At 69.8% G+C, this 11574-nt stretch carries 11 protein-coding genes and 2 tRNA genes; 3 read left to right on the forward strand and 10 right to left on the reverse strand.

Annotation, left to right across the window (positions count from 1 at the left end):
- Window positions 1–17: 17 nt before the first annotated feature.
- Window positions 18–1667: an AMP-binding protein gene (locus ABD333_RS19880; RefSeq protein WP_344542947.1), complete on the reverse strand. Its 1650-nt coding sequence runs from the start codon at window positions 1665–1667 to the stop codon at window positions 18–20.
- 159 nt (window positions 1668–1826) lie between these two features.
- Between ABD333_RS19880 and ABD333_RS19885 the strand changes: the two genes are divergently transcribed.
- Entirely contained in the window at window positions 1827–2774 is a 948-nt protein-coding gene (locus ABD333_RS19885; protein WP_344542949.1) for an alpha/beta hydrolase, read from the forward strand.
- On the opposite strand, the gene ABD333_RS19890 is transcribed toward ABD333_RS19885, so the two are convergent.
- The 3 genes from ABD333_RS19890 to ABD333_RS19900 form a co-directional block, all read right to left on the reverse strand.
- Entirely contained in the window at window positions 2752–3105 is a 354-nt protein-coding gene (locus ABD333_RS19890; RefSeq protein ID WP_344542951.1) for a DUF3054 domain-containing protein, read from the reverse strand. The two genes, ABD333_RS19885 and ABD333_RS19890, sit on opposite strands and share 23 nt — an antisense overlap.
- A 794-nt stretch (window positions 3106–3899) precedes the next feature.
- Window positions 3900–3973, reverse strand: a tRNA-Met gene (locus ABD333_RS19895).
- On the reverse strand, window positions 3951–4619 hold the full coding sequence (locus ABD333_RS19900) for a TetR/AcrR family transcriptional regulator (RefSeq protein ID WP_344542953.1): 669 nt from the start codon (window positions 4617–4619) through the stop codon (window positions 3951–3953). Before ABD333_RS19900 ends, ABD333_RS19895 begins: the two co-directional genes overlap by 23 nt.
- Window positions 4620–4661: 42 nt before the next feature.
- Here ABD333_RS19900 and ABD333_RS19905 point away from each other — a divergent pair, with 42 nt between their 5' ends.
- Window positions 4662–5849 (forward strand): cytochrome P450, encoded by a 1188-nt coding sequence (locus ABD333_RS19905; protein WP_344542955.1) that lies wholly within the window; start codon window positions 4662–4664, stop codon window positions 5847–5849.
- Here ABD333_RS19905 and mreB read toward each other — a convergent pair.
- Together mreB and ABD333_RS19915 are read right to left on the reverse strand one after the other, a co-directional pair.
- On the reverse strand, window positions 5846–6895 hold the full coding sequence (mreB, locus tag ABD333_RS19910) for a rod shape-determining protein (protein WP_344542957.1): 1050 nt from the start codon (window positions 6893–6895) through the stop codon (window positions 5846–5848). The genes ABD333_RS19905 and mreB overlap by 4 nt on opposite strands.
- 72 nt (window positions 6896–6967) lie before the next feature.
- Window positions 6968–8179 carry an MFS transporter gene (locus tag ABD333_RS19915; protein WP_344542959.1) on the reverse strand — a complete coding sequence of 404 codons (1212 nt, stop codon included), beginning with the start codon at window positions 8177–8179 and terminating at the stop codon, window positions 6968–6970.
- 61 nt (window positions 8180–8240) lie between these two features.
- Here ABD333_RS19915 and ABD333_RS19920 point away from each other — a divergent pair, with 61 nt between their 5' ends.
- Window positions 8241–8879: a GntR family transcriptional regulator gene (locus ABD333_RS19920; RefSeq protein WP_344542961.1), complete on the forward strand. Its 639-nt coding sequence runs from the start codon at window positions 8241–8243 to the stop codon at window positions 8877–8879.
- 306 nt (window positions 8880–9185) lie between these two features.
- Here the strand turns inward: ABD333_RS19920 and ABD333_RS19925 are convergent.
- From ABD333_RS19925 to ABD333_RS19940, 4 genes are all read right to left on the reverse strand, one after another.
- Window positions 9186–9259: transfer RNA gene (locus ABD333_RS19925), tRNA-Met, on the reverse strand.
- Between the two features lie 46 nt (window positions 9260–9305).
- Window positions 9306–10367, reverse strand: a complete 1062-nt coding sequence (locus ABD333_RS19930) for a YlbL family protein (RefSeq protein ID WP_344542963.1) — start codon at window positions 10365–10367, stop codon at window positions 9306–9308.
- A 27-nt stretch (window positions 10368–10394) separates the two neighbouring features.
- Window positions 10395–10838, reverse strand: coding sequence for a molybdenum cofactor biosynthesis protein MoaE (locus ABD333_RS19935; RefSeq protein ID WP_344542965.1), 444 nt, complete (start codon window positions 10836–10838; stop codon window positions 10395–10397).
- A 91-nt stretch (window positions 10839–10929) separates the two neighbouring features.
- Window positions 10930–11460, reverse strand: coding sequence for a PPA1309 family protein (locus tag ABD333_RS19940; protein WP_344542967.1), 531 nt, complete (start codon window positions 11458–11460; stop codon window positions 10930–10932).
- Between the last annotated feature and the right edge of the window lie 114 nt (window positions 11461–11574).

Genomic DNA, 11574 nt, shown 5'->3' on the forward strand with positions numbered 1-11574 from the left:
GGTTTAGCAATAAGTGATCAGACGACCCGCGCGCCGGGCATCTTCCCAGCCTGGAGCCGTTCCCACATGAACCTGCGGCGCGGCTTCCCGCTGGAGGTGCGCTGGATCAGGCCGGTGCCGACCACGACCGTGACCTCGACGCCGTCGTCGCCCAGCCGCCGGCGCAACATCTCGCGCACGCCCGGCGCCCACGAGTCGTCGGTCGTCTCGGCGAACAGCGCGAGCCCCTTCTGGCCGGCCCCCGGGACGGCGGTGACCACGATGCGGCCCTTGCCCAGCCGCGTCACCTCGGCGATCTTGGCTTCGAGGTCCTCCACGTACACCGAACGGCCGCGCACCTTGATGCTGTCGCCCATCCGGCCGAGCACGAAGAGCTGGCCCTCGTGGAAGAACCCGGCGTCGCCGGTGAAGACCTTGCCGTCGGCGAAGCGGGTCGACTTGCCCTCGGCCCCGGCGTAGTAGCCCGGACACGCCGACTCGCCGCCCACGACGATCTCGCCCAGGCACCCTTCGGGCAGCTCCCGCCCATCGTCATCGACGATCGTCACAGGCACGTCCTCCTGAGGCGTGCCGCACCCGACCACCCAGCCGGTCTTCGCGCCCACCGACTGCGGCCCCAGCTCGTGCTGCTCCAGAATCCGCACCGGCTGCCCGAACGCGAGCGACTCGTTGTCGGGACGTACCGCCAGCGGATCGCGCTCCGCCTCGTCCAGCGTGACCAGCAAGGTGGTCTCGGCCATGCCGAACGCGGGCTTGAACGCCGTGCGCGAGAACCCGAACGGCTCCAGCAGCTCGGCGAAGACCTCCAGCGAATGCGGGTCGATCGGCTCGGCCCCGATGATCGCGGTCTTCCAGCCCGAGAGGTCCACGCCCTCCAGCTGCTCGGGCTTCACGCGCCGCGCCACGTAGGCGTAGGCGAACGGCGGTGCCGCGGTGTGCCGGGCCTCAGCGAAACAGCGAATCCACCGGGCAGGGTCGCGAATGAAATGGTCAGGCCGCATCAGCTTCAGCTGAGCCTGCCGCGCGATCGGCGTGAGGAAACATCCGATGAGACCCATGTCGTGGTACAGCGGCAACCACGAGGCGACGGTGTCCTGCTCGGCGAACCCGGCGCTGCGCGCGATGAGCTCCGCGTTCGCCTCCAGGTTGTCCCAGGTGACCATGACGCCCCTCGGCGCGCCGCTGGAACCCGAGGTGAACTGCAGCAACGCCAGCTCGCCCACCGGCTGCACGTCGGCCTCGGCCTCGGCCTGCCGGGGCTCCCACGGCTCTCCCGGCACCCCGGCCTGCTCCATGGCACGGGCCGCGAGCGGCGCCAGATCACCCGAGGCGACCGTCAGCACCGGCCGGGCCTGGCGCAGGATGGCCGCCACGTGCGCCACGTAGTCGTCGCCGTCCTGGAACAGCGGCGGTGTGACCAAACACACGGTCGCGCCCGCCGCCCAGACGCCGTAGTACGTCTCGATGCACGTGAAGTCGGTCGGCAGGATCATGCACACCACGTCGCCGGGCCGGACGCCCGCCTCCATGAGCGCGGCACCCGTACGCCGCGCGGCCGCCGCCAGCTCGCCGTAGTCGCGGAACTCCCAGCCTCCGTCGTCGCCGGCCAGTTGGACGCCTCGTCGGGGGTTCGGCTTGTCCAGCCAGTCGCGCAACGCAGATGTCATGCGGGGGTCCCTTCACGTGTGACTCGCGGGTAACTTCACCAGGAGGCCCGCTTCGGCGTCAACTGGAAAGGGCTTGTCAGGACGGTGACAAGCCCGTCGCGCAAATTCTGCACACCAAGCGATATTCTGACCATTCGCCCCATTGTTACCGTCACCCCCATGGTGATCCGGCGAGCCGCCGCGCTGACGATCGGCGTCCTCCTCGGCGCCGCCCTCCTCGTTCAACCGGCCCAGGCGACGGTCAGCGAGAAGCGGGTGAGCGCCCGGATGCTGGAGCTCACCGTGAAGTCCAAGGCCATGCGCAAGACCCTCAAGGTCCGCCTGCTCGTTCCCAAGGGCTGGTCGCGCAAGGCCAAGCGCACCTGGCCGATCGTGTGGGCGCTGCACGGCGGCAACGACCGCTACACCGCCTGGTCCAAGAAGACCGACATCGCCGCCCTGGCCGCCCGCCGCCAGGTCCTCGTCGTCATGCCCGAAGGCGGCTACGCGGGCGGCTACACCAACTGGTGGAACTACGGCTTCGGCGGCGGCCCGGCCTGGGAGACGTTCCACCTCACCGAGCTGCGTTCAATCCTGGAGAAGCGCTACCGAGCGGGCTCGAAGCGCGCGGTGCTGGGCCAATCCTCGGGCGGCTACGGCGCGTTGATCTACGCGGCCCGCCACCCCGGCATGTTCCGCTTCGCCGCCTCGTACAGCGGCTACGGCTCCACCTTGACGAACGGGGCGCCCGACGTCCTGATGACGGGCCTGTCCGGCCTCGGCCCGTTCACCGACAAGTACGCGATGTGGGGCCACCCGATCCTCCAGCGCCACATCTGGGCGGCCCACGACCCGGTATCGAAGGCCGCCGGCCTACGCGGCACGAAACTCTTCGTCTCCGTGGCCCGCCATGGCGTCAAGGGCCCGCTCGACCCCCCGACCGCCCAAGCCGCCGACCCGGCCGAGGCGTTCTGCTGGTACACCATCCAGCCGTTCCTCAAGCGCCTGAAGCAGCTGAAAATCCCGGTGACAACGCACCTCTACGCCAAGGGCACCCACACCTGGCCCTACTGGAAATACGAACTACACCGCTCCTGGCCCCTCATCATGAAATCCCTAGGCGCCTAGCCACCACCCGCCAGCCGAGCAGCACCGCCCCGGTGAAAAGCGTCGCAACAACCACAAACGCGAAGGCCGTGCCCTGCCCGGAGACCGCCCGGAGCACCATCCCCACACCAACGGTCGCCGCCCACACCCCCACCCCGACCGGCACGACCCCAAACGGCGCACGCCAGGCACGCGTAAGCCCCCACCCCAAGGCGAGCCCCACCAGGAACGGCCAAGCCGTCCCCACAAACCCACCCAAGCTCGCACCCTCATCATGATTGGCCCGCCCAATCACAACAAAAACCATCACGCAACAAACATCCAAACCCGCAGCCCCAACAACCCTCCGCATCCCACCAGGCTATCGACCCACAAAGAAGCCAACCCCGAACCCCGTGAACTGGGACAAGGACGAAGCCCCAGAGGCGCCGCAAGCAGAACCCGCAAGAGACGAGGCCCCATGGGGTGCCGGGCGAGATTCCCCTACGAAGGGCGAACCCAAGGGCCTGCCGAGGGCGGAGCCGCCGCAAGGACGGGAACCACGGGGGCGCTCGGGACGGAGCCCCCACGATGGCGGACCCCAGGGGGCGGGAGCCCAGGCGAAGAGCGAAACCCCAGCAATGACGGACTCCACGAAGCTGCCGGAGGCGTAGCCCGCTGGGAAGGGCGGAGCCCCTGCGAAGGGCGAGCCCTACGGGGTTCCGGGAGCGGAGCCCCACCAGGTGGCGGACCCCGAGAGAGGGCGAAGCCCTACGGGGGTGCCGGGGGCGAAGCCCCTGCAAAAGGGGCGGAGCCCCGAGAGAGGGCGAAGCCCCGAGAGAGGGCGAAGCCCGATGGGGGTGCTGGGGGCGGAGCCCCTGCAAAAGGGGCGGAGCCCCGGCGAGGGGCGAAGCCCGAGCAAGGGGCAAGCCCCGGCGAGGGGCGAAGTCCCGAGAGAGGGCGAAGCCCTACGGGGGTGCCGGGGGCGAAGCCCCTGCAAGGGGGCGAAGCCCCTACGAAGGGCGGAGCCCGAGCGGGGGCGGAGCCCCGAGGGGGTGCGGGGGCGGAGCCCCTGCATCGGGGGTTCCAGGGGGTCGTCCCCCTGGGGGAAATGGCGAAGGGGTTGGCGGCTCACGCTTTTTGTGAGCACACCAACCCCAAACCCAGTAGCGGGGGCAGGATTTGAACCTGCGACCTCTGGGTTATGAGCCCAGCGAGCTACCGAACTGCTCCACCCCGCGGCGGTGAGTTAACTCTATAGCGTCTGGAGGGTGAACGCGAACTGATTGCGGGGGCGCGTAGGGCGGCGGTGAGCATCTCGATGAGTTCGGCCACGAACGTGTCGTGGTCGAGGAGGGAGTCGTATCGGCTGGTGCGGTCGGCGAGGGCCGCGGTGAGGAAGGCGATGACGACGGCGATGCGTTCGAGGGCGACTGGTTCGGGGAGGTGGGTGCGGCAGGCGTCTTCGAGCAGGTGGAGTTGTTTCGCGATCGCCGTGTCCTGGATCAGCGCGGGCGGGGTGTGGGTGCGTACGCCGGAGTGCCGGGCGACTTGGACGACGATCCGCAGGAAGTCGCGTCCTTCTTCGGTTTTGAGTTCGTCGGCTACGGGTTCGACGATGGCGGCGACGACGGCTCGCAGGTCGGTGGGGTCGAGGGTGGCGAGTGCCGTGGTCCGGGCGGGTTCCATGCGGTCGACGCCCGCGCGGAGGATCGCTTCGAGGAGGCCGCGGCGGGAGCCGAAGTGGTAGGTGATGGCCGAGTCGTTGCTCTGCCCGGCGAGCGCCACGATGTCGCGGGTGCGGGCGGCGTCGATGCCTTCGCGGGCGAAGAGGCGGGCTCCGGCCCGCATCAGCGATTCCTTGGTCGCCCTTGCGTCTCTCGGCACCCGATGATACTAACAGGGGGCGTTAATAACGGGAGGCGTTAGATGTACGACCCGTTCGACCCGAGCTTCCAGGCCGACCCGTACCCCGCCTACCGGTGGCTCCGTGACGACGAACCCGTGCACCGGCACGACGAACCGCCCTTCTGGGCGCTGTCGAGGTTCGCCGACGTCTGGGCGGCGGTGCGTGATCCCGAGACGTTCTCCTCAGCGCAGGGCCTGACGTTCTACCCGGACGAGATCGGCACGCTGGGGCTCGTCCCGACGATGGTGATGCTCGACCCGCCCCGGCACACCAAGCTGCGGCGACTCATCGGCCACGGCTTCACACCGCGCCGCGTCGCCGCCCTCGAAGGCCTGCTGCGCGAGTTCGTCCGGGACCGGCTCGACGAGATGGAACGCAGGTCGGCCGACGGCGAGCCGGTCGATCTCCACCGCGACTTCTCCTCGCCGCTCCCCACGTTCGCCCTCGCCCACCTCCTCGGCGTGCCGGCGGCCGACCGCGCCCGCTTCGACCCGTGGGTGTCCGCGCTGACGACGTCGCAGGACGAGGGGGTCCTGAAAGGCGGCGCCGTCGAGGCCGTGGCCGAGATGTTCGCCTACTTCACCGACGTGGTGGCGGCCCGGCGCGCCGATCCCACGGACGATCTCATCAGCGCGCTCACCATGGCCGAGCTCGACGGCGAACGCCTCACCGACTGGGACATCCTCGGCTTCTGCTTCGTCATGGTCGCCGGGGGCAACGACACCACGGGCAACCTCATCTCGCACGCTGTCGCGCTTCTTGATGGTCACCACGCCCAGCGCGAGCGGCTCGTCGCCGACCCGGGCCTCGTCCCGAACGCGCTGCTGGAGTTCCTGCGTCTCGAAGGCTCGGTCCAGGCGTTGGGCCGTACGACCACCAGGCCCGTCACCCTGCACGGCGTCGAGATCCCGGCGGGCGAGAAGGTGATGATGCTGTACGGGGCGGCCAACCGGGACGAGCGCGAGTTCGGCCCCACGGCCGGCACCCTCGACATCACGCGCGAGATCCCGCGTCATCTGGGGTTCGCGACCGGCGTGCACTTCTGCATCGGATCTCACCTGGCCAAACTGCAGGCCCGCATCGCCCTCGAAGAGCTCTACGCGCGCCATCCGCACGCGGGAGTCGACCTCGGCAACGCGAAGCGGATCTCCTCGCCGTTCACCCGTGGCTGGGTCACGCTGCCCGCCACCGGCATCCGGTCACGCTAGCCGCCACCGGCATCCAGCCGGCGGACGCAGGAACCCGTCTCCGGATCCTGCCCGTCGAAGACCAGCGCCGCCCTAGCCCGGCGCCGCGTCCCCTTGGGCGCCTCCAGCCCGCCCAGGTGCCGGGCGGTCCCGATCACCACGGCGGAGCGCGGGTCGTCGGCCGTCTGCACCGGGAGCCGGGTCTCCTCGCGCATGACATCGGCCAGTCCGTGCAGCAACGCGCCGCCCCCGGTGAGCGCGATCCCCCGGTCCATCAGGTCGCCGGACAGCTCCGGCGGGCAGTGCTCCAGAACGTTTCGCACCGTGGCCACGATCGCCGTGATCGGCTCGGCCGCGGCCCGCGCGACCTCCTCGGCGTCCAGCGCGACGGCGCCGGGAAGCCCGCTGGCCTTCCACCGGCCGGTGAGCGCGACACCGCCCGACGCGTCGGTCGTGTGCTGCTCGTCGGTCTGCTCGCCGATGAGCATCGCGTACTCCGACCGCACGTACGAGGCGATCGCGCGGTCGACGTCGTTCCCGCCCACGCGCGCGGTGTGGGCCAGGACGACGCCGCCCACGGAAAGGATCGCGACGTCCGTCGTGCCGGCCCCGATGTCGACCGTGAGGACCGCCCTGGCGTCCCCGATGGTCAGCCCGCAGCCGAGCGCCGCCGCGACGGGCACCTCGACGAGATGCACCGAACGCGCGCCGGCCCGGTAGGTCACGTCCATGACCGCCCGACGTTCCACGTCCGTCGCGCCGCTCGGCACCGCGACGGCCAGGCGTGGCGGCGCGACCCGGCCCCATCGGTTCGCCCGCGCTATGAAGTGCCGCAGCATGCTCTCGGCGAGGCCGAAGTCCGCGATCGCCCCGTTCCGCAGCGGATGCTCGACCGCGACCGCGGCGCAACCGGCCATCCGCCGCGCCTCGGTACCGGCGGCGACCACCCTGCCCGACTCCACGGCGACCACGGAGGGCTCGTCGATGACCAGCCCCTTGCCCAGCACGAAGAGGCGGGCGTTCGCCGTGCCCAGGTCAATCGCGATGTTCCTGCTGAGCATCCCCATGCATCAGGCCCTTGCCGATCCGACGTTGTACGCGACATACCCGCTGGGTCGATCTTTCAGGTCCGTGGCTTGTCAAGACGACACCAAAGATCGCCGTCCCCCGTTCACCCCGATCACCACTGCCGCCGCCAGGACGACCAGCACGGGCAGGAACGCGAGCCGGAACGTTCCAGTCAGGTCGAGCACCAGCCCGACCACCACCTGGGCGAAGACCGCGCACGCGAACCCGGCGGTGTTGACCACGCCCGCCGCCGTGCCCGACCGGTGCGCCGGGTTGGCCGTACGGGCCAGATCGAACACCAGCGGCCCGCCACCTCCGCCGCCGCCCACCAGGAGCAGCACCACGACGACGAGAGGCAGCGGCATCGGCTGCGGCACCGCGACCAGAGCCAGCCATGCCACCAGGGACAGGCCGAGCCAGGTGCCGATCACCGCCTCCCGCCGCGCCGCGTTCCCCGCGATGACGCGTCCGCCCGCGAAGCTCACCACGGCCATCGCCAGCGGGCAGAGCATCAGCAGGCCGCCCGCCTCGCCCGCCGACAGGCCCTGCCGCGTCAGCCACGGACCACCCCACAACGCACTGAAGGCAACGAACTGCCCCATCAGCACGAAGTGCCCCCAGAAGGCCCGCCGCGTACCCGCCAGCGCCCACGCCCGCCGCACCGCCAGCCCAACGGGCTCGACCGGGGCGACTGCGCCTCGTACCGTCGCTTCGCCGTCGCGTGCCGCCGGCTGGCCGTCACGTACGCCGAACGCGGTCACCACCGCGATCACCACCGTGAGACCCGCAGCCCCCGCGAACGTCCCCGTCCATCCCCACGAATGCAGCATCGCGGTCAGCGGCAGGGCCGAGACGACCTGGCCCAACGCCCCCATCAACCCCGTCAGCCCTGCGACCAGCGCATACTGCCGCGGAAACCACCGGGCCGCCAGCTGCAGCGTGGACACGAACATGAACGCGTCACCGAAGCCGGTCAGCGCACGGGCGGCCAGCCCCTCCCACAAGGACCCGCTCATCGACAGCAACAGCGCGCCACCCGCCAGCGCCAGCGCCGCCATGGTGAGAACGCGGCGCGGCCCCCAGCGGTCGGCGACCAGGCCCGCCGGGATCTGCAACGCCAGATAGACACCGAGTTGCAGGCCCGTGAAGAGCCCGAGGGCGCCGGGCCCCACGTGGAACCGTTCCGCGGCCTGGTCCGCCGCCACACTCAGGCTCGTGCGATGGAAGAGCGCCACCAGGTAACAGAGCGCGCCCAGTCCCCAGTAGAGCCAAGCCCGCCGCATGACACTCCCGAGATAGATGCGAGATAGATGCAAGGAAGGATACGTACGGCAGTATGAGTCCATGACCCCGGCTGCCGCGGACCGCGCCTACGAACACGTCAGGGAACGCCTGCTGAGCGGCGACTACCTCGGCGGCGAGCTCCTGACCGAGGGCGAGATCGCCACCGCGCTCGACCTTTCCCGGACGCCGGTGCGCGAGGCGTTCCTCCGCCTCCAGGCCGAGGGTTTCCTGCGCCTTTATCCCAAACGGGGAGCGCTGGTCGTACCCGTACGCCCAGGCGAAGCCCGTCACGTCATGGAGGCCCGGCTCCTCCTGGAACGCCACGCCCTGGACACTGTCGCCGCCGAAGGCCCCGAAGCTCTCCGCCGCCTAGGCGAAGCCCTCGCTTCCGAGCCCGCCGCAGGCGACACGATTCCGCCCGATCTGCACACGGCCGACCGGGCGTTCCACGTTCATCTCGTCAAGGCCGCAGGCAATCCCGTTCTGGCCGACATGTACGAAAGCCTGCGCGACCGCCAACTCCGCATAGCCGCGGTAGCCACCGGCACGAAAGAACGAGCCGAACACGTCACGGCCCAACACCGAGCAATAGCCGCCGCCTTGGCCAAAGCCGACGCCGCCACAGCGCGAAGCCTCCTCCACACCCACATCAATCAGACTTTGAGAGCCCTGACCGACCGAACAGACCTGACCCCTTAGAACACTCGGACGCGGACGCGCGCATTCAAGCCGGCGAAATCACTGGAGTAGCAGGGACGCCCCCATAAATGCGACGCGCGCTAGCCACAGCCCAACGCGCAAACGGCGCCCCGTACAGGCCCGCGGCCTGTTCTAGGCCCTCTGCGGAACGGCTTCTTCTAAGGAAGAGCGAGTGGCCAATGGCTCACGTTCCCTAGGAGCAGACCCCAACCCACACACGGGGGTTCCAGGGGGTCGCCCCCTGGGAGAAATGGCGAAGGGGTTGGCGGCTCACGCTTTCCGTGAGCACACCAACCCCAAACCCAGTAGCGGGGGCAGGATTTGAACCTACGACCTCTGGGTTATGAGCCCAGCGAGCTACCGAACTGCTCCACCCCGCGGCGATGTCTTAACTCTATGGCATGCGGGGTGCGGGACCAAATCGGTTCAGCCGGCGGGGCAGGCGGGCAGGTCGTTCTTGCCCGCGTTGAGGGACTCCAGGGACTTGATCGCGCCGTCCAGCGTGTCGGCTCGGACGAGGCGGAGGCCGTCGGGACGGGCGTCCACGGCGTCGGCGCAGTTGTCCTTGGGCGTGAGGAAGACCGTGGCGCCGGCCTGGCGGGCGGCGATCATCTTCTGCTGGATGCCGCCGATCGGGCCGACCTTGCCCTCGGGGGTGATGGTGCCGGTGCCGGCGATGAACTTGCCGCCGGTGAGCGAGCCCGGTGTGAGCTTGTCGACGATGGCGAGCGAGAACATCAGGCCGGCGCTGGGGCCGCCGATGTCGCCGACGCTGATGTCGACCTTGAACGGGAACTTGTACTGGTCGCTCAGTTCGATGCCGACCACCGCGCGCTCGGCGCCGCCGGGGGGGCGCACGGCGACGGTCGTGAGGGTGATCTTCTGCTCGGCGCCGCCGCGCTTGAAGGTGATGGTCACCGGGTCGCCGATCTTGCGCTTGGCCATCAGCTCACTGACCTGCGCGACGCTGGTGACCTTGGCGCCGTCCACGGCGATGATCTCGTCAGCGGGCTTGATCTTGCCGTCGGCGGGCTTGCCCTTCTGCACGGCGTCGACCAGAACCTGGGTGGAGATCGGGACCTTGAGCTGGGTGAGCGCGGCGGCCTCGGCGTTCTGCTGCGAGTCGCGCATCTGGCGGGTGTTCTCGGCGTCGACCTGCTCCTGCGTCTCCTTCTTGGGGAAGATCGTCTCCTCGGGGACGATCGCCACGTCGTCGTCGATCCAGCCGCGCAGCGCGGTGAAGAGGTCGATGCGGGCGCCGGGGCCGCCCCGGTAGGTGACCGTCGTGAAGTTCAGGTTGCCGGAGACCGGATAGACCTCACGACCGTCGATCTTGACCAACGGCTGGCCCTTGTCGTTCTGGCCCAGGGTGTTGCTCGTCGGGCCGGGCATCAGCGCGACGTAGGGCACCGGCATGAACGAGCCCACGAGGGCGAAGACGAGTACGAGCACGCTCGTGAGCGTGAGCGTGGCGGCGCGGCGAGACATGTCGGAAACTCTATGCGCAGCCGGGCCCTAGCAGGCTCCGACCCACTCGTCGCCGCCGTCCTCGAACAGCTGGTGCTTCCAGATGGGCACCTGGGCCTTCAGATCGTCGATCAGCCGGCGGCAGGCCTCGAACGCCTCGCCGCGGTGCGGGCAGGACGCCGCGACCACCACGGCGAGATCGCCTATCTCCAGGTCACCGACCCGGTGCACGGCCGCGATGGCCTTGACCGGATAGTCCGAGACGACCTTCTCCATGACGGCGCGCAGCTCGCGTTCGACGGTCGGGTGGGCGCTGTAGGACAGCCGGCGGACCGCCCGGGCATGGTCGGAGTCACGAACGGTGCCGACGAAGACGGTGGTGCCGCCCGCGCCGGGATCGCCGACCGCGTTGAAGACCTCGTCGACCGACAGGGGCGTCTCGCGAACGCCGATCAGCCGGATGACGTCCTCGGAAGCTATGACCTCGCTCACGTCACGCAGATTACCCCGCGGGCGAGCCGCCCCACCCACCAGCCACCCCGCTCACCAGCCTCATTTGGCCGGGCGGGGCCATTTCATACGATTAGGGGCGTTCGTCTGGTTCGTCTGGTTCGAACGTGGCGACGAGGGCCTCGGCGAGGGCGGGCACCAGGTCGGGGCCGACGAGGACCTCGTCGTCGGCGTCGTGACGGCGCAGCCGCAGGGCCGAATGGCGGGTGCCGTCGCGGAGCACGCCGACGACCATGCGGACGTCCTCGCGCTTGGGGTGCCCGGCGGCCCAGGCCGCGGCCTCCTTCTCGTCCTCGGGGATCTCTTCCTCGGCATCGGGCGGCAGGACGACCCGTTCGATCACCAGGGCGCAGCCCGCGACCGCCTCGGGCCAGGCGATCGTCGCGAGCGCCTCCTCCACGGCGTCGCCTTCGGGCAGCGCGGGCTGTTCCAGGGCGGCCAGCGTGTCCGCGTCCTCGGGCAGGTTGAGGTCGGCGGCCAGCTCGGGCTCGGCGCGCCGTAGTTCCGCGCTCTCCACCAGCGCGTACAGCTTCGGTGCGGTGTCCCATCCTTCCTGGGCGGAGTGGCGTTCGAGGTCCAGCACGACTTCTTCCAGAAGACTCACGTGGTCATCTTCCCCCCAATCCCTCGAAGGAAATGCTGGAACCCCCCGCCAAGTCGGTAAGTTGCATAGACAGCACCGGCTGTCCGCCGGTGAGCATGACCTGGAACGGAGAAG

Origin of the sequence: Actinomadura fulvescens (assembly GCF_039533225.1) — a bacterium.
In the GTDB taxonomy this organism is placed as follows: Bacteria; Actinomycetota; Actinomycetes; order Streptosporangiales; family Streptosporangiaceae; genus Spirillospora; species Spirillospora fulvescens.

Bases quoted from the DNA above. Each gene is read 5' to 3' on its own strand.
- ABD333_RS19905 (WP_344542955.1), top strand. From the start codon at position 4,662: ATGTACGACCCGTTCGACCCGAGCTTCCAGGCCGACCCGTACCCCGCC.
- ABD333_RS19885 (WP_344542949.1), top strand. From the start codon at position 1,827: ATGGTGATCCGGCGAGCCGCCGCGCTGACGATCGGCGTCCTCCTCGGC.
- ABD333_RS19880 (WP_344542947.1), bottom strand. From the start codon at position 1,667: ATGACATCTGCGTTGCGCGACTGGCTGGACAAGCCGAACCCCCGACGA.
- ABD333_RS19930 (WP_344542963.1), bottom strand. From the start codon at position 10,367: ATGTCTCGCCGCGCCGCCACGCTCACGCTCACGAGCGTGCTCGTACTC.
- ABD333_RS19890 (WP_344542951.1), bottom strand. From the start codon at position 3,105: ATGCGGAGGGTTGTTGGGGCTGCGGGTTTGGATGTTTGTTGCGTGATG.
- ABD333_RS19915 (WP_344542959.1), bottom strand. From the start codon at position 8,179: ATGCGGCGGGCTTGGCTCTACTGGGGACTGGGCGCGCTCTGTTACCTG.
- mreB (WP_344542957.1), bottom strand. From the start codon at position 6,895: ATGGGGATGCTCAGCAGGAACATCGCGATTGACCTGGGCACGGCGAAC.
- ABD333_RS19920 (WP_344542961.1), top strand. From the start codon at position 8,241: ATGACCCCGGCTGCCGCGGACCGCGCCTACGAACACGTCAGGGAACGC.